The 16467-nt window shown below is 38.1% G+C and carries 19 protein-coding genes and 3 pseudogenes; 19 read left to right on the top strand and 3 right to left on the bottom strand.

The features are described 5' to 3' along the window. Positions 1 to 122 precede the first annotated feature (122 nt). The 15 genes and pseudogenes from C5469_RS08180 (at position 123) to xreR1 (ending at position 11715) form a co-directional block, all read left to right on the top strand. The gene (locus C5469_RS08180; protein ID WP_166305143.1) at positions 123 to 2564 is read left to right on the top strand and encodes a toprim domain-containing protein; all 2442 of its coding nucleotides are present in this window, start codon (positions 123 to 125) and stop codon (positions 2562 to 2564) included. A gap of 851 nt (positions 2565 to 3415) precedes the next feature. Next, entirely contained in the window at positions 3416 to 3667 is a 252-nt protein-coding gene (locus tag C5469_RS08175; protein WP_166304761.1) for a hypothetical protein, read from the top strand. 2 nt (positions 3668 to 3669) lie between these two features. Continuing rightward, positions 3670 to 4218: a hypothetical protein gene (locus C5469_RS08170; protein WP_166304759.1), complete on the top strand. Its 549-nt coding sequence runs from the start codon at positions 3670 to 3672 to the stop codon at positions 4216 to 4218. After that, positions 4205 to 4438, top strand: a complete 234-nt coding sequence (locus C5469_RS08165; RefSeq protein WP_166304757.1) for an ABC-three component system middle component 6 — start codon at positions 4205 to 4207, stop codon at positions 4436 to 4438. Before C5469_RS08170 ends, C5469_RS08165 begins: the two co-directional genes overlap by 14 nt. Further along, positions 4425 to 6122 carry a DUF2326 domain-containing protein gene (locus C5469_RS08160; RefSeq protein WP_166304755.1) on the top strand — a complete coding sequence of 566 codons (1698 nt, stop codon included), beginning with the start codon at positions 4425 to 4427 and terminating at the stop codon, positions 6120 to 6122. The genes C5469_RS08165 and C5469_RS08160 overlap by 14 nt, the downstream gene beginning before the upstream one ends. A 332-nt stretch (positions 6123 to 6454) precedes the next feature. Then, positions 6455 to 6670, top strand: a complete 216-nt coding sequence (locus tag C5469_RS08155; protein WP_166304754.1) for a hypothetical protein — start codon at positions 6455 to 6457, stop codon at positions 6668 to 6670. 250 nt (positions 6671 to 6920) lie between these two features. After that, positions 6921 to 7061, top strand: a complete 141-nt coding sequence (locus C5469_RS08150; protein WP_166304753.1) for a hypothetical protein — start codon at positions 6921 to 6923, stop codon at positions 7059 to 7061. 120 nt (positions 7062 to 7181) lie between these two features. Then, positions 7182 to 7316 carry a hypothetical protein gene (locus tag C5469_RS24015; RefSeq protein WP_278249749.1) on the top strand — a complete coding sequence of 45 codons (135 nt, stop codon included), beginning with the start codon at positions 7182 to 7184 and terminating at the stop codon, positions 7314 to 7316. A gap of 341 nt (positions 7317 to 7657) precedes the next feature. Then, on the top strand, positions 7658 to 7918 hold the full coding sequence (locus C5469_RS08145) for a helix-turn-helix domain-containing protein (protein ID WP_166304752.1): 261 nt from the start codon (positions 7658 to 7660) through the stop codon (positions 7916 to 7918). 451 nt (positions 7919 to 8369) lie between these two features. Further along, a complete protein-coding gene (locus C5469_RS08140; RefSeq protein ID WP_166304751.1) occupies positions 8370 to 8723 on the top strand; it encodes an Arm DNA-binding domain-containing protein in 354 nt (117 codons plus the stop codon). 410 nt (positions 8724 to 9133) lie between these two features. Further along, a pseudogene (locus C5469_RS24435) lies at positions 9134 to 9522 on the top strand (transposase). Between the two features lie 5 nt (positions 9523 to 9527). Next, on the top strand, positions 9528 to 9689 hold the full coding sequence (locus C5469_RS24430) for a transposase (protein WP_422615855.1): 162 nt from the start codon (positions 9528 to 9530) through the stop codon (positions 9687 to 9689). Between the two features lie 118 nt (positions 9690 to 9807). Further along, a pseudogene (locus tag C5469_RS08130) lies at positions 9808 to 10146 on the top strand (IS21 family transposase); the annotation flags it as partial. Positions 10147 to 10737: 591 nt separating this feature from the next. Further along, positions 10738 to 11244: a peptide deformylase gene (gene def, locus C5469_RS08125; protein WP_166304750.1), complete on the top strand. Its 507-nt coding sequence runs from the start codon at positions 10738 to 10740 to the stop codon at positions 11242 to 11244. A 234-nt stretch (positions 11245 to 11478) separates the two neighbouring features. Further along, positions 11479 to 11715, top strand: a complete 237-nt coding sequence (gene xreR1, locus C5469_RS08120; protein ID WP_166304749.1) for a cell morphology transcriptional regulator XreR1 — start codon at positions 11479 to 11481, stop codon at positions 11713 to 11715. A gap of 92 nt (positions 11716 to 11807) precedes the next feature. Here the strand turns inward: xreR1 and xreR2 are convergent, their stop codons facing one another. Then, complete coding sequence (gene xreR2, locus C5469_RS08115; RefSeq protein WP_166304748.1) at positions 11808 to 12017, bottom strand: cell morphology transcriptional regulator XreR2; 210 nt, start codon at positions 12015 to 12017, stop codon at positions 11808 to 11810. A 147-nt stretch (positions 12018 to 12164) separates the two neighbouring features. Between xreR2 and C5469_RS08110 the strand changes: the two genes are divergently transcribed. The 4 genes from C5469_RS08110 to C5469_RS08095 all read left to right on the top strand — a co-directional run bounded on the left by C5469_RS08110 (position 12165) and on the right by C5469_RS08095 (position 14606). Continuing rightward, complete coding sequence (locus C5469_RS08110; protein ID WP_072161872.1) at positions 12165 to 12401, top strand: helix-turn-helix domain-containing protein; 237 nt, start codon at positions 12165 to 12167, stop codon at positions 12399 to 12401. A 243-nt stretch (positions 12402 to 12644) separates the two neighbouring features. Then, positions 12645 to 12926, top strand: a complete 282-nt coding sequence (locus tag C5469_RS08105; protein ID WP_166304747.1) for a hypothetical protein — start codon at positions 12645 to 12647, stop codon at positions 12924 to 12926. A gap of 10 nt (positions 12927 to 12936) precedes the next feature. Then, entirely contained in the window at positions 12937 to 13962 is a 1026-nt protein-coding gene (locus C5469_RS08100; protein ID WP_166304746.1) for a cupin domain-containing protein, read from the top strand. A 35-nt stretch (positions 13963 to 13997) separates the two neighbouring features. Continuing rightward, positions 13998 to 14606, top strand: coding sequence for a hypothetical protein (locus C5469_RS08095; RefSeq protein ID WP_166304745.1), 609 nt, complete (start codon positions 13998 to 14000; stop codon positions 14604 to 14606). Positions 14607 to 14743: 137 nt separating this feature from the next. Here the strand turns inward: C5469_RS08095 and C5469_RS08090 are convergent, their stop codons facing one another. Both C5469_RS08090 and C5469_RS08085 read right to left on the bottom strand, forming a co-directional pair. Then, positions 14744 to 15940: an aspartyl protease family protein gene (locus C5469_RS08090; protein WP_166304743.1), complete on the bottom strand. Its 1197-nt coding sequence runs from the start codon at positions 15938 to 15940 to the stop codon at positions 14744 to 14746. Positions 15941 to 16309: 369 nt separating this feature from the next. Further along, positions 16310 to 16467 (bottom strand): annotated as a pseudogene (locus C5469_RS08085) (RNA-guided endonuclease TnpB family protein); the annotation flags it as partial.

Below are 16467 nucleotides of genomic sequence, written 5' to 3'. Positions count from 1 at the left end.
TTTTTACTTATGGGATAACCAATTACATATTGCATAAAAGAATGACATAAAAAAACAACGCCCCAGTGTGCTGATACACATCTGAGGCGTCTAACCAATGACCGTTATTAGGAGTAACGATGATGGCTGATATACAGCATACCCAAACTCACCCTAAATTTACACATTCAGATAAAACAGGCGGACAAAAACCGCTCGACCTAATCCAATCCGTGAAAAAATCTGCTATGTATCATTGGGAAAATCTTCTACCTGCCTGTGGTGTTGATATTCCCGCAAAAGGCAAACATGGCACCTGTCCTATTTGCGGCGGAACTGACCGTTTTCACTTTATTGATGATCACCATAACGGCAACTGGCATTGCCGCCAGTGTGACGCTCCAAACTATGGCGATGGACTGGATTTAGTGGCAAAAACCAACAGGATCTCGATTACGGAAGCTGCTAAAGTTGTGGCTAACGTGCTGGCGCTGCCTTTGCCAGAATCCAAACCAGCCAAAGAAACCATTCAAACAACACAGCCAATTGCCGAAAAAGTAGCGGCACTAATGACGCTAACTGTCGCCGGAGAATCGCCCTATTTGACTGCAAAAGGATTGCATTGTTCTAACCAGCGATTACTGAAAGATGGTTCGTTATTATTGCCATTGGTAACACTGGATAAAAAAGTTACAGGTGCGCAGATCATCAAACTGGATGGAACAAAGAAATTACTGTCTGGTAGCCAAAAGAAAAGTGCTTTTATTGCATTATCAAAGTTGGGAGAACATCCAGGCACAGTGATCATTACCGAAGGTTACGCCACGGCATTGACCGTTAGCCAATTACATCAAGGCACCGTTCTGGCTGCAATAGATGCAGGTAATTTGCTCTCTGTAGCTCAATCAGTCCGGGAACACTGGCCTGATACGAAAATCATTATTGCCGCAGATAATGATTGGTATCTTCCCGATGAGTTAGATAAGAACGGTAAGCCGAAAAAGAATATTGGAAAAATTGCGGCAGAAAAAACCGCCAAAACGATCAATGGATGGGTCACATTACCACCAACTGAGTACAAAGCCGATTGGGACGATTACCGCCAGCAACACGGAGTGGGAATAGCACGGCAAGCCTTTACTCAGGAGCTTTATCAACCAACACTAATCAAGAAAAAAGCAGCCGTTAAGCTTAATAATAATACCGAATCTTCAAAACTGACATTATGCCAGATGGGAGCCAGCCAGCGCGGAGAAGTGTTACTGGCGCGGTATAACAGTGATTTGGCACTGGATGGTGCTTCGGAAAGCGTTCATCACTATGATGGCGTTGTCTGGCGTCCGGTCAGTGATCGCGATTTAAGGCGGGAAATGGTCGCCGCTTTTATGGAAGAGAAGCTACCGTACTCACCGCATGGTATTAGTTCTGCGGTGGATGCTCTGAAATTGCAGCTTCCCATGATGCAGCCGCCAGAACACCACTTAATCGGATTCAGTAACGGCGTGTTTAATCTGAAAACCTGCCAGTTCCGACCACATAGTAAAAATGACTGGTTGCTGCTTGCCAATGACGTTGAATTCAATTCCCCTGTTTCGGGGGAAACCCTGCAAAATCACGCGCCACAGTTCTGGCGCTGGCTCAATCAAGCAACTGCCAACTGTGAAAATAAAGCAGACAGAGTGCTGGCAGCGCTGTTTATGGTGTTGGCGAACCGTTATGACTGGCAGCTTTTTCTGGAAGTCACCGGTGCCGGAGGCAGTGGTAAAAGCATCTTTGCTGAAATTTGTTCAATGCTGGCAGGCAAAGGAAATACTGTTTCTGCGAGTATGGCAGCACTGGAAAACCCGCGGGAACGAGCGTTGATTGTCGGCTATTCACTGATTATCCTGCCAGATCAGACTCGCTATGTGGGCGATGGTTCCGGCATCAAGGCAATTACGGGTGGCGATGAAGTTGCCATTGATCCGAAACATAAACAACCCTATTCAGCCCACATTCCTGCGGTTGTGCTGGCGGTGAACAATAACGCTATGAGTTTCAGTGATCGCAGTGGTGGGGTATCACGGCGTCGGGTAATTTTTAATTTTTCCGAAGTTGTGCCGGAAAATGAACGTGATCCACTCCTGCGAGATAAAATCGCAGCAGAATTGCCTGTTATTATCCGGCATCTGCTTCATAGGTTTGCTGATCCACAATCTGCAAGGCGTTTACTAGCAGAGCAACAGAAATCAGCAGAAGCTCTGGATATTAAACGTGGTACAGATTCAATGGTTGATTTCTGCGGTTATCTCATTGCTTCTCATGAACCTGATGGATTGTTAATCGGCAATGCGGAGATTGTGCCGTTCAATCCCCGTAAATACCTTTATCACTCCTACCTTGCTTATATGAAAGGCAATAACCTGAATAAACCTGTCTCTGTAACTCGTTTTGGCATGGATATGCCGGGCGCACTGGCGGAGTACGGTCAGCATTACCTGCGCAAGAAAAGCAAACAAGGTATTCGTAGCAACCTGAGCCTAGATATTGATACTGTTATCGAATGGATGCCGAAACTGACAAGGGATAGCCTGCCAGAAGAATAATTTCTTTTGATTACAAACATTTTTCAAAGAAATATAAAAAAGTGTTCATCACTATTCACCCTATAATTTAAACCAGATATATCAAAACATTACAGGGTGAATAGTTATTTTAAAACTGTTCACAACTATTCATCACTGTTCACCTTATTTTCCGGTTCAATGTGAACGGTTGGGTGAAGAGTGGTGATGAGTTTGATTTCAAGTCATCACCACTTAATAGTATGAATTTAAATAAAAATATTTAAAGGTGAACAGTGTGAGCAGTTTTATTACTAATTCTTTAATAGGGGGGGTAGACAAAAATTGTTTTTCTGGCAGGTGATCTTTCAGCTCTCCGTATTATCGGGTTAATTTATTAGCCCGATAATACGGAGAAGACAAGCGCAGCGCGTCAGCTACATTCTCAGAATTGCTAAAATAAAATGAAAAAAAGACGGTTCTGCATCAAGTTATTTATCCATTAGTGTTAATTCCTTTTTTACCGACTTCCACATAACTCTCGATGTCTATATTTTTTGTTATATAAATCTTTATCATCTCAGATCTTGAAGCTTATTTTTTCCTTGAAATGAACAATATTTATTATTTAGAAATGAAATAATATGAATTTAATACATTTCTATTGTTGATGTTATAACATGGCGATTATTTCTATTAATAATATCACGTCATTTGATTTAAAAATAGTAGCAAAAAGGTAACAAAAATTCTGTAGGTACACCTGTTTTGACTCCAAAGTGATGTGCCTTAATATATTGAATAATAAATGTTCACTTAACGTTGTATCATTGATAACATGATGTTTTGAATTAATCCCTTCTACTATTTGCTATAAAATGGGGTTTAAAACTATGATGATAACCTTCCTGGCTAATCCTTATGTAACTGCTTTTGGATACTTGATAGGCGTTGTTTCTGGCATTATTGCTATCGTCCAGACTTTTAGAGTTTCTAAGAAAGAAAAGGAGATACAAAAGTTACATATTGAAATAAATAACAAAATTAATTCAAAGACAACTAATAATAATCAAGTTCATCAAGGTGAACGATCTCAATACTTTCAGGATAATAACGGCCCTGTTAATATCGATAATAGAGGTTAAGTATGAGTGCAGGAGTTAATTTCGATAATAATACTGGTCCAGTATTCATAGATAATAAACCTCGAGCATTAAGAGCTAGTGTTATTGGAAAGCTAGTTAAAATCATCTCTACTGCACCAGTCTCTCAGCAAAACTTACAACGTACACCATCTGATATCGATATAAAAATAGAATTTAATGATTTGAAGCGTAACCGCTGGGTTGCTGAGTTATATAGAGATGATGCTATTTTAGTTGATACGTCAATTAAAACTCTGGATAGTTTAATCCTTGATGGAAGTGTTAAATTAAAAAGACAGTTTAAAAATTTTTATAATGCTGCATTAGGCCGTTTTGGACTTTATGAAAAACCATTTTCTATCGATATGATTAAGAAGAATTCAGATAATATCATTGACGATATCATTATTGCTGCACAAGAAATGGTTAGTTCATGTTCAGATTTAGGAACTGAATTTTTACAAGAAGATATAGATTATGGTGTACAAATGATTGTGAGTTATTCAATCATTGAGTGTGTGGTTCTGGAGAATCCAAATGATTACAATTGACACCGATCCAAAAGTAAATCTGATATATCTTGGCGGGTATATTATAAAGTTATTTCAAAATAGTGATACCAGAAGATTTGAAGTATCCACATTATATGATTATGTCAATGATTCCATTGAGTTATCATTTGAGTTATTCCTTTATTCATTGGATTGGTTATTTGTTATTGATATCATTGAGTTGGATGAAAATGGAGATGTTATTTATGCGCCTAAATAAACTTAAAATAATTAAAAATGGTGATCTGATTAGAGAAGTAGAATTTAAAGATGGCCTTAATATTATAGTTAATAAAAGAACTTCTGGGAAGGAAAGTGGAAATAGTGTTGGTAAATCAACATTATCTAGAGTTATAGATTATTTATTTATGTCATCAGGGCATGATATTTATCATGATTTTGAATTTGGCAAAGATATACCTGAAATAGTCTCATTTATTAACTCTAATATTCTTAAATTCCAACTTGATTTTAACACTGTAGATAATAAAAAAGCGATTATATCAAGAATAATAACTATTGATGAGAAAGATTCTTTGTATTTTATCGATAGTATAGAGGTTGATAAGAAAGAATATATTAAATTTGTATCATATTCTGTTTTCGGATTGAAGACAGATAAACCTAGCTTGAGGAATGTGTCACATAAATTCATTAGAAATACCAATGATAAAATGCAGATGACACTAAAATTTTTACATGGGAATACAAGTGATGACGTTTATGATTTGTTATACTTGTTTTTATTCGGTTTTAATGGATTACAGTTACTTAAACAAAAAAACGATTTTAATAAAGAGATAAAAAAACAAAAAGGATATCTTACAGCTTACAGAAATCCAAATCGTGAAACAGTTTTGGCGAAAATGATTAAGCCTTTGAAAAAAGAAATATCCGAAGCTGAAAATAATATTAATAATTATGATTTTAAAGATAGCCATGATGATAACTTTAAAAAACTTGCTGAAATTCAATCTAATATAAGTTCTCTTTCTTTAAAATATGCATCTTTAAATATGCGCATTCGTAACATCGAGGAATCAATTACAGCTTTGAAAAGTAATGTCACAAAAATGGTTGAAGAAGATTTAATTGATATTTATAAATCTGCTGGAATTTATTTTAAAGGAAATCTTAAAAAATCTTACGAAGAAATGGTATTATTTCATAACAATATAATAAAAAATAAAATTACTTTCCTTGAGTCTGAATTATCAAGGAGACAAGAAGAGGCAGTTATTATTAATAATAGAATAAATGAGAGTCATGAATTGGAGTCCTCATTGTTTAAGACTATAAAGGAGCCAGAAACATTAAAGTCAATAAACCAAATTTACAATAAAATAACACTATTGCGCGAAAATCTGGCTAGTATTGAAGTTAATCTCTCAAGAATTAATGATACAAATAAACATATAAAATCATTAGAATCACAAAGAAGAGAGCTTCTTCAAGAGATAGATATTTCAATAAATGGACTAGAGAAAAATATAGAAATTTTTAATGAGTTTTTTGGAGGGCTGACTAAAGAAATCTATAATGAACGTTATATTTTTGACCTTTCATTTGATACAGAAAAGGGAAAGTGTCGATTTGATATATCTTGTATAACACCTAATAGTAATGGTGGTAAAAAGAAAGGCGAAATTACAGCTTTTGATTTGGCTTATATTAAATTTGTCGATAAGGTGAAATTAAAAAGATCAACTTTTATTATTCATGATAGCATTGAAGATGTTGATATTAATCAAATCAGAGATATATTTAATGTGGCTAATGATATTAATGGTCAATATATAGTTTCAATTTTAAGCGATAAATTCTGGAGTGATGATGACATACATTTAATAGAAGAAAATTCGATACTTGAGCTTTCTGAAAAAAATAAGTTTTTTAAAATATGATTTTGGAATTGGTTTATTTTCATTAAAATTACTTCATCATGAGATTATTTTTTAATAAAGTACGTTGAACGATTGTAAGTCCAGCGTACTTAATTTTTTTTCGATGTTATACCACCACTATTGGAGCAAGTTATCAGCTATATGAGATTGAGGCTAAATATGACTCTCCGAAAAATTTTAAATGAGCTGTCGCCAATGAAAGCCTATATATGGATGCATGTTTCAATTATTGCATTAATCCAGCATCAATCAGATTAATCAAAGAATTAAATCCAATTTTCGCCTGATTTTTGAGGAAAATGGAGAGATGAGTTAATTTAGGCTAAAATAAAATGGCAAAGTGTAGCTACGGTTTGACTACCTCCTGCCTAACCATTAATATCGTTTTCTACAAAAACGATCCATCGCCTGTCAGGATCGGCCTTTATGTGGCGAAACAAAACTCCTGTAGCCTGAAAGGGAGAGCAAAATTGCGGTACATCTGCGCACTTTTGGAAGCAGATATTGTCAGACACCTAAACCACCGTCTGGCGATGAAGGTTTCTTAAACGAAAAAATACACCCAAAAGGTGTTTTTATATTGCCAATCAAGTGTAGTGAACATTAGATCATGCACTTATCTTTCATATCAACACAAAGCATATTTTCCTTTATCTTCAATAAATAACAGGATGGTTTTCGTACATCCGATTCATATTTCTCACTATCTCTGTTTGAATTATTCATCAGATAAATTTTTTACACCTAAACATTTAACTCATTACTACCATTTGACACTTAACCTTGCGGTGTTTTGCTGTGCCCGCGAGCATTCCAACGCTCGCACAGCTTTTACTGACTGTTTACGGAACTCAAGGCGTCACTTTTCGCAGGTTTACCGCTGAAAGTGACGCCGCAGCAAAAGAGCAACACAACCCTGACAGGCTTTGGCCTAATTAACCACACAGTGAATCTGACACTGTATTTTATTGATTGAAAAAGTATCAAAAGGAGAACTTGACGATATCGAGGCTGGCTTTTAGCCGGTGGGGATGACCTGTTAATACAGGCGGCAGTACTGTGTACTCAACCGATACCCCGCAATACCTCAACTTGCGTTCACTCTGGCGCACAGATATCCGTCAAGGGCAAAGCAGGCATGTTCTGTTTTGTCCGAACTGTCGCGCGCCAGAGATCGTATGTTGTCAGGTATAAATAAGGAAATCGATGAGCTGATTGATTAAAGAATTACCGCGTTCATAAAACTGAGCTTTATGTGGAGCAAGTTTATAGCCGTTAAACTTATTCGTTCGGTTATTGAGTCCAATAATACAATCAGTTAAAGTATTCCCGCCATTGGCTCAATTCAATGGTCAAGGTTTAGCAGCCTTGTGTTCACGGACACTGGTAGGATGTTTCTGCCAGTGCGCCTGCGTTCACCCTTTCAATGGTGATTCAGGTAGGGGAGGCTTCGGCCTCGCTGGTGTGAACCCAGTCTGCTAACCCTGCCTTGAATCACCACCATCAATGATCAATTAATGGAAGGGGTAGCAGGAATGAATAACAATGTTAGAAATGACTGGCATCAGGCCGATATTATTGCTGCATTACGTAAACGTGGCACAACCTTAGCGGCTGTTTCTCGTGAAGCAGGACTCAGTTCATCAACATTAGCAAATGCACTCAGTAGACAATGGCCTAAAGGCGAGTGGATCATTGCTAATTATCTCGGTATTCACCCCTCAGAGATCTGGCCTAGCCGTTATTTTGATAAGCAAGGTCGATTAATTGAGCGTAAGGTTCGAGATAAGGCGTAGGAATAACCCGTTTCAACTTGTGATCTACTTTGTGAAAATGATAAATTTTTATATAAAGCCCTGAGAGTGAAATGGCAGATCAATTTAAACCTCATGGCTTTTTTAACTTCACTCTTATACCAATGTATCAAGTTGTTCATAAAAATATATTAAAATCAAATACATGAACAAGTAAAAGGAGTAAAATAAATATGGGGCACAAAATGGGGCATTGTGAAAATTTACTTTTAATAATTTATTTAATTTCAATCAATTATATTCATTTGCGAGTCCGGCCTTCGCACCATTTGACCTTCCAGAGACGTCCATAAACTTCCGTAACTACCTGAAAAAACAACAAATTACTTAGCTTTTGAGTCTATAATCGTCCATTCGTATCCGTTGACATCCATGATATTTGGGGGTCAAATTGGGGGTCAGTTCTTTTCGATAATGAGTTGACCCCCAAATTATGCCTTTAACAGACATGGAAGCTCGTGCGGCAAAGCCCCGTGAAAAAGAATACAAACTTACTGATGTACAAGGTTTGTATCTGCTCATTAAACCCAGTGGCTCAAAACGCTGGTATCTGAAATATCGGTTTGCGGGTAAAGAAAGCCGGATTGCTTTAGGTGCATATCCTCAAGTAACACTAGGGAAAGCTAGAGAGCAACGCGATAGTATTAAGATAATGATCCGCAATGGCATTAATCCCAGTAAAAAAAGAGAAGTAGAAAAACAAGAAGCGATTGCCGAAACCTTAACTTTTAAAAAAGTGGCTAGAGATTGGCACGCCAGCAATAAACGATGGAGCGAAGACCATTGAGAGCGGATTATGCGAGGTTTCGAACAATACATTTTCCCCTATATTGGTACTCTCGATATTCGCACTATAAAATAATAGGAAAAACTAAAAATAGAATTATTATTAACTTTTTCATATAACTAATTGATAGTAAATAATATTTTGAGGCTGGGAAGATGATGCTTTAATCTGAAAAAATAAAAATAGGGTTTTGTTCGTATTGGTTGAAGCTCTATATACAATGATTATTAAACTTAACAGGAATCAGAAATCAAAAAGAGACTGTAATTTAAATTGTGTAATTGCCTGTTCTTGATATATTCCTTACAACAACGTAGACAGGTAAATTATGGACGAAAAGAAACTTAAGGCACTCTGCCGAACTGGCTAAGGGCCTCAAAACTGAAGCCAATCTTAATCAGTTTTCCCGTATGCTCACTAAGCTGACCGTCGAAACCGTGCTGAATGCTGAACTGACTGACCATCTTGGCTATGAGAAAAATGCACCAAAATCCCACTTTAATACCCGTAACGGTTACTCCTCTAAAATATTGCTCAGTAGTGATGAAGGGGAGATTGAGCTCAAGACGCCACGTGATCGCGAAGGGACTTTCGAGCCGCAGCTGATTAAAAGCACCAGACGCGCATCATGCAGATGGACAGCCAGATTTTGTCTCTCTATGCCAAATGCATGACCACCCGTGAAATCGCGGCCACGTTCAAAGAAATGTACGACGCCGATGTGTCACCGACGCTGATATCCACCGTGAACGATGCGGTTAAAGAGCAGAGGTCACCGAATGGCAAAATCGCCCCTTAGACAGCCTGTATCCGATTGTTTATCTTGACTGTATCGTGGTTAAAGTCCGTCACAATGGCGCCGTCATCAACAAATCGGTCTTCCTCGCCTTGGGATCAATATTGAAGGCAAGAAGGAACTGCTGGGGATGCGGCTGGCGGGAAATATGTGGCCTCAAAACATCATAAAGCGTTTATGGCAGACTTGAAGCCGCGCATCAAAGGATGCAGCAGAAACGGTACTGGGTGAACTGGAAGCCAAATGGGGAGAACACTGCATCCTTTCCCTTTCTGGTGAAGGATACCTATGCCAACAGTTCCAATCTCTATGAGAAAACTAAAGGAAATATTTAGACTTAAATATGGCGTACAATTCAGCCATCGCCAGATAGGATGGAATCTGGCGATCTACCCATCCGTTGTTTCATGGTATGCCAATCGGGCGGCTCAACTGGGGATAAAACAATGGCCGTTACCCCCTGAATGGGATGAAGCTGCGTTACACCGGACCTTCCTCCAGACTCAGGTTAAGATGAAGAAACACTCCTTGTCTGACAGGGCCGCGGTGCACAAAGAGCTACATAACAAAATCGTGACTTTGCAACTACTATGGGAAGAGTACGGTGAGCGAATCCCAGTGGGTTTTACAGTGGCAACCTAATAATATATCCATAGGGAGTATTTTGCTCTGATTATTCCCCTTATTGTCATGCTTAATTAATAATGGAATAGAACAAAAATAGTTATTTTTGTGATATGGAGTAGTTTCATCAATCCCGGCATTGAGCCAGAAATTGGGGATACCAAGACATGATTATTATTCTGCTTTGATTCAGAATATTTTCTCTTTTCATCAAGGGAATAGAGACGAGGAATATGGCAAGACGCTTGAACTTATTAGCCCATATTGCCGCTTCGATACTGTTTTCACTGCGACATTATTCGATATTCGATGATGAATTAGTGCTGATAGTAGAATGCAGCTAGGATCTTTATTCGAGTAATATGCCGTTAGTGCTATTTAGCAGTTTTAAAGGTGTACTGGATGGTATGATATCGATTAATTTCTATCATGTAAAAGATATTGCAGAAGGTATAGTGACTGCTAAATTTGGTACGAAAAACTAATTAACTATATGAATTTAAAAATAAAGCAGCTTGGACAGTAGCGCTATAGTGTGGTTCAAAACCAACAAAAAGCGACGACAAACTGCCTGAATAGAGAGAATCATTTGTCATGGCAACATTAGAAATATTGACTATTCCGGATGAAAGACTGAGACAGAAATGTGTCGAGGTTATAAATGTTGAGGCGATCCAGGGCCTTATTGATGACATGCTTGAAACCATGTATAGCACTGGTAATGGGATCGGTTTGGCTGCACCACAAGTTGGACGAAAAGAAGCGGTTGTGATCATTGACATTTCAGCGACACGGGATGAACCTTTGATTCTGGTCAATCCCAAAATCGTTGAAAAAGAACGCAGTGTTATCGGACAAGAAGGGTGTTTATCTGTCCCAGGATATTATGCGGATGTAGAGCGATTCGAAAAGGTAAAAGTTGAAGCGTTAAACCGGCATGGTGAGGCAATAACGGTGGAAAGTGAAGATTTCCTGGCTATTGCGATGCAACATGAAATTGATCACTTACATGGCAAAATCTTTATTGATTATTTGTCACCACTGAAAAGGCAAATGGCGCTTAAAAAAATTAAAAAATCTCAAAATAAAAGAGCATATTAATTCGTTTTAAACCAGATTTATCAAGGGGCAAAACTGAAACGCTAATGTAATGTGGATGAAGTTCAGGCATTGCGGTAAATCCCTTTGATAGATTAACTCGTTTCAGAATAACTCCCTTTTAAGATGAGTATTTATTAACGTTGCTGGCGACAAATCATATTAGTGACCTGATTTACAGGAAAACGTGACTTATAGTCCGTGGTTTGATAAGTAACATAGTTCGATACTTATCAAATGAAAAAGCCTAATACTATAAAATCCCTTTTTGGACAAAGAGTTAGACATATCAGAGTGGCATCTGGTATGTCTCAGGAAGCTTTTGCTGATAAATGTGGGCTTGATCGTACTTATATCAGCGGTATTGAATGTGGAGTCCGGAATCCCACGCTTGAAGTTATCAATGTGATTGCAAGTGGTTTGCAAATCGAACTGAAAGATCTGTTTGATTTTAGCTCTCTCCAGAAGATTTGATTCTCCTGCCATAGCAATCACTTTCTTACCGAATCGCATAATACTGAAACAGCCCATCTTGGCGATGTGCTGTTTCAATAACATATAGCCACTTACCTTATGTACCTCGAAGGCCATATCTCGGCAGGATCGCGATCTAAAGCGTCGGCAATAAGTTGTTGACCTTTAGGCCAACGGCGTTGCAGGGTATTGGCAAGGGTCGATGATGCTAATCCCGCCTTCCTTGAAACTTCTGCTAACGATGTTCCCTGTTTTTTCAGCGCGGCGATAATGTCTGCTGGGTGCCAGTCCTGATTTTTCATCTTATTTCTCCACGTTACGGATAACTTTGATATGAAAAGATAAATCGTTACATAGTAGACTATAAGTCACATATAATAACATAACTTACAGTAAAAAGTGACTCATAGTCCGTGGTCTGATAAGTAACATAATTCGATACTTATTAGATGAAAAAGCCAAATGCTATAAAATCCCTTCTTGGACAAAGAGTTAGGCATCTTAGACAATCATCTGGGATGTCTCAGGAAGCTTTTGCCGATAAATGTGGAATTGATCGTACGTATATCAGTGGCATTGAGCGAGGGATCAGAAATCCGACGCTTGAAATCATTAATATTATTGCAAGTGGTTTGCAGATTGAGCTGACAGATCTGTTTGATTTCAGTACAGAATCAAAGAATTAAAACTCATTACCTTTCAAGAATTTTTTATTCTCCTTTTTGAACGAATGTTTCAATACCTCATGTTCCTAAGTTTTCTATGGAAATTAAGTTAATGCTAATCGTGATTGCAAATTAGGTATTGGATGATTTTAGAAACATAGACAGGCTGTTCAAGTCATCGGTTATGAATATCAGAGAGAAGTAAAAATTACCCTTCTGATATTATGTTCTCTGGTGGTATCTGACCTATTTCATACGCGGTTAATGGCGGGGATTGCGGAAATATTCCATGATTATTTAATGGGGGTTAAGTTTGCTACTCCGCGTTTCGGTGATCTCAAATGTGACAGCACAACCCTTGGTTCTGCTGATATTGCTGAGAAATTGGTACAACAATTGACTCAACCTGTGCGTTGGCAATCGAGTATTCAATTTATTTACCGTCACGGGCCGATGCTTTTCATTGAGCCTGGTGCAAAAACGGTGTTATCCAAACCTATGCCTTCTTTGCTAGTTCATTGTTCCAGCTATGAAATCACTCTCTGAGGGTAAAAAGATGATCAACATTATAAAGCGTGCTTCTATACCAATAATTAATTCGGTATTTAAAGATGGTGTGGAGCATATGATTGGGGCGGTACAGCCATTGGCTCAGCTTCCTCAATATCAGGATTTTGTAAAAAATCAGCAGCCATTAAGTATCAGTTTCGCAGAGCTAGCTCCGGGTGAGGTACATAAACCACACCAGCACAATGTTGCCAGCATGGTGATCATCACTTCAGGTAAAGCAACGCTTATTGGCGACACGACCGCTTTAGTAGAGAAAGGAGATGTAATATGTATCCCGGCAGGTAACCGACATGGGTTTCGCTGTGATAGAGGGGAAGGATTGGATGCATTATCAATTCAATATGAAGCTGACGGGCTATTTAGTGAAAAGCACGCTAATATTAATTTCTCTGTATCAGAAACACCGCAGCAAGCATTATTAAACTTTAATGATCAGTGTTGTGTAAAAGCGGAACAGACACTATTCTTCCAGATATTCAAGGATGGGCGGATGAAGGATGAACATAATTTAAATATATTTAAGAGCCAGTTACGACAATGGTCGGAAATTTTCCAATATATTATGTATGCGCGTCAGTCTATGGTTGTTGATGGTCGATACCATCCTTTATTCCTGGAACATTTCAAGGATGAATTAGGTCATGATGAATTATTACCGCCTAAACGTGGTTGGGATGCACAGATTGATTCCTATGGTAATTGGTTCGTATTGAAAATGTTTCAGTTAGATAATTTAGAGAAGTTGATTATTGTCCATTTAGTCCTGGAGAAATGCGCTGATATGTTCCACCTGCTAGCCAACTCACAGGTTAGTGAGCCAGGTGAATATATAGCAGCACATTCTACTTTAGATCACGGTCATTCGGCGTTAGGCAGTGAGCTTTATCAACATATTTCTCATGAGGAGAGTTTGGCATTACAGCAGCTTTGTGCTCAAGCATGGGAAATTATGATCTTGTTGTTAGAACGAATAGCGGTGTTAACCCTTAATGAGATCGAGAATATGGGGTAACCGTGATTGGCAGGAATGATTAAGGAAATGTCACTGTGAGTAAATTACATAAAGGTATGAGTCAGGAAACGTTCGAGAATGGTTATTTTTACGTAGCTGAACTTCGGCAGTTTGCTAAATCTTTGGGAATTACACCTGGTAATTTAAAAAAGAATGAACTTGAGCTGCATATTGGGTCACGTTTGTTTGGTTATTCTGGCGATTTGCCTATTGCTATTCCTAACAAAAGGGATTGTGCTGGTCGGGATTTACTCACCCTGAAAAGTTTGGTAATCAATTATGTCAGTGACAAGCAAACGAAAAATTTCTTGTCAGAACAGGTGAGCCGTCAATATGGGCCATTACCAGATAAATCCGGCCAATGGTATTGGTTAAATCATTGGCGTAAGATGCAAATTGTTAATAATAACAAAATTACCTATGGCGATTTAGTCGAGCATTTGGCTTCTCTGAAACAGCAGGAAGGTAGGCTTCCACAGATCCCTTCTGCTCGTTTGAATAATTTTATTAGCGATTTCATTGCTGATCCGGAAAATAAAGGTAAAGGGAAAAAACAGGCCCTGGAAATATGGCAGGAACTAAAAGAAAAAAATTTACCTAAAACGTATCTCTCTTATAAACAAAATAAAAACCATACCAGATAGCAGAATTGAATTGTTTATTGGTATTAAGGATTGAACTGAAGAGTTAAAGAAAACATAAAATAGGATGGAAATTTAAATTGGTAGAATTTGTAATAACTCTTAGAGGGAGAATGAGTTTCTCCCTCTGAATGATGCTGTTAGATATTGATGATTTGCTGTGTACCATTCCGTTCAATTTTTATTGTCAGTTTACCCGCTGGGGTTTCTGACAGCTGATTACGTACGTAAGTTATATCTTTAGGAAGGATTTTCTGACCATTAACTTCTAGCACAATATCACCATTTTTCAAGCCAAATTTCTCAATATCTTTTGGTTCGTTATAAAAGACTTCTATTTTATTATTAAAATAGCGAACCATAATAGTTCGAAATAGTTTATTATCATAACGAGTAAAGTTTTTGGCGTTGAAACAGAGCAACATTTTATTTGGAATAAACAGATAGTCATCAAAACGTGAGAAGAAATTCAAACCAAGACTATATAGATCATTTTTATTTTCACTAACTCGCAGACGACCCACCGGCAGTTGTTGTAAATAAAAACCATTAATCAGGTACTCTTTACTACTATCAAGCCCGCTGGCGGATGCATATTTGACGTTAATTCCTTCAGAAATCTTATCTTTATACTCTTTTTTCAGATATTCAATAAATTCCTGAGAAGCATAGCTATGACTGGCTCCGGTATCTATATTAAAAATGACATTGGAAACCTGGATTGCAGGAGATCTATTGTAACTGTCACTGTAAGGTTCACATTGTTGATAATTTAGGATTGAAGGTGCATGGCGCCATGCTGTCAGAGTATGATTCAGGTTATTGACCTCCCAGCTTAACTGACGGAAAGTGTCAATTCCAAGAATACCATCTATCTTTTGACCAATGGACTGGCTGAAGAGACTCATATCAATGCCAATCCAGGGATCGGAACCAGGCACCGTATAATTACCAAGGGTAATCGCCAGGGGTTGCCATAATGTTAAGTCAGCTTTATGTAAGCGTTTTTCACTAGTTGTAATCAACCCATCGGACAACATATGGTGGAATGTAATCGGTATTTCTGATTCTGGTGTGATTTGTGTCAGCGTTTTGGCCAGTTTATTATCAATGACGGTATAACTGGCACCAGTATCCAGCCAGAATTGATATTTTTTACCGGAGATAGTGACAGGAATAATGAGCGCTGTAGGTTGATGGATATTCAGCTTAGTGGAGAGTACCGGTTTGTTTTCTTCGGTAATAGGTTTTTTTTCCATATGACTACAACCTGCCATCAGTGTCAGCAGACTCGCAGTGACAAACGCTCGGCAGGTTATTTTTCCCGGTTTTTTCATAAAATTAGATTCCTTTTCTGTAATGTGGATGCTCAATACATGATGCACTGGAAATAAATAGCGTAGCGGTACCACGCAGAATAGTATGTGTCACCAGTACAGGTTAGTTGTATTTAGAGTACTATTATCCATGTTTGAATAAAACCAAAGATAAACAATCACACTATTATACTGATTGACATGAAATTTTGTCAGTAACTGCTTAGCTATGATTGCGGTCCTGTGTCCTGTGAGTTTCCACTGTGATGACGGTGAAAATGACAGTTATCGATAAAATTGAACAGTAGAAATAATTAATGGTTATATTGGTATGATAATGAATTGAAATAGATGTAGCATTAAAAGATCAATTAGTGACTGCTCCCCGTCCTATCGGGCGAGGCTTCCCACTTCATAGGCGGCTGCTTGTGCTCGACAAGTCTGACGCTGGCCTCCATGGGCAGAGACGACGAGACCCGCCGCCTGTAATTCAAATAACCCTTGCTCCCTGATATTCAACGCGGCATTGATATCTCTGTCATGTTCCG

The organism is Photorhabdus cinerea (assembly GCF_011189575.1).
Lineage (GTDB): Bacteria > Pseudomonadota > Gammaproteobacteria > Enterobacterales > Enterobacteriaceae > Photorhabdus > Photorhabdus cinerea.
This window is presented reverse-complemented; position numbering and strand designations above follow the sequence as displayed.

Excerpts from the sequence above, each read along its gene's own strand:
- xreR1 (WP_166304749.1), top strand. The coding sequence starts at position 11,479 with ATGAAAAAGCCTAATACTATAAAATCCCTTTTTGGACAAAGAGTTAGA.
- C5469_RS08175 (WP_166304761.1), top strand. The coding sequence starts at position 3,416 with ATGATGATAACCTTCCTGGCTAATCCTTATGTAACTGCTTTTGGATAC.
- C5469_RS08140 (WP_166304751.1), top strand. The coding sequence starts at position 8,370 with ATGCCTTTAACAGACATGGAAGCTCGTGCGGCAAAGCCCCGTGAAAAA.
- C5469_RS08155 (WP_166304754.1), top strand. The coding sequence starts at position 6,455 with ATGGCAAAGTGTAGCTACGGTTTGACTACCTCCTGCCTAACCATTAAT.
- C5469_RS08090 (WP_166304743.1), bottom strand. The coding sequence starts at position 15,940 with ATGAAAAAACCGGGAAAAATAACCTGCCGAGCGTTTGTCACTGCGAGT.
- C5469_RS08110 (WP_072161872.1), top strand. The coding sequence starts at position 12,165 with ATGAAAAAGCCAAATGCTATAAAATCCCTTCTTGGACAAAGAGTTAGG.
- C5469_RS08145 (WP_166304752.1), top strand. The coding sequence starts at position 7,658 with ATGAATAACAATGTTAGAAATGACTGGCATCAGGCCGATATTATTGCT.
- C5469_RS08180 (WP_166305143.1), top strand. The coding sequence starts at position 123 with ATGGCTGATATACAGCATACCCAAACTCACCCTAAATTTACACATTCA.
- C5469_RS08105 (WP_166304747.1), top strand. The coding sequence starts at position 12,645 with ATGGCGGGGATTGCGGAAATATTCCATGATTATTTAATGGGGGTTAAG.
- def (WP_166304750.1), top strand. The coding sequence starts at position 10,738 with ATGGCAACATTAGAAATATTGACTATTCCGGATGAAAGACTGAGACAG.
- C5469_RS08100 (WP_166304746.1), top strand. The coding sequence starts at position 12,937 with ATGATCAACATTATAAAGCGTGCTTCTATACCAATAATTAATTCGGTA.
- C5469_RS08165 (WP_166304757.1), top strand. The coding sequence starts at position 4,205 with ATGATTACAATTGACACCGATCCAAAAGTAAATCTGATATATCTTGGC.
- C5469_RS08170 (WP_166304759.1), top strand. The coding sequence starts at position 3,670 with ATGAGTGCAGGAGTTAATTTCGATAATAATACTGGTCCAGTATTCATA.
- C5469_RS08160 (WP_166304755.1), top strand. The coding sequence starts at position 4,425 with ATGCGCCTAAATAAACTTAAAATAATTAAAAATGGTGATCTGATTAGA.
- xreR2 (WP_166304748.1), bottom strand. The coding sequence starts at position 12,017 with ATGAAAAATCAGGACTGGCACCCAGCAGACATTATCGCCGCGCTGAAA.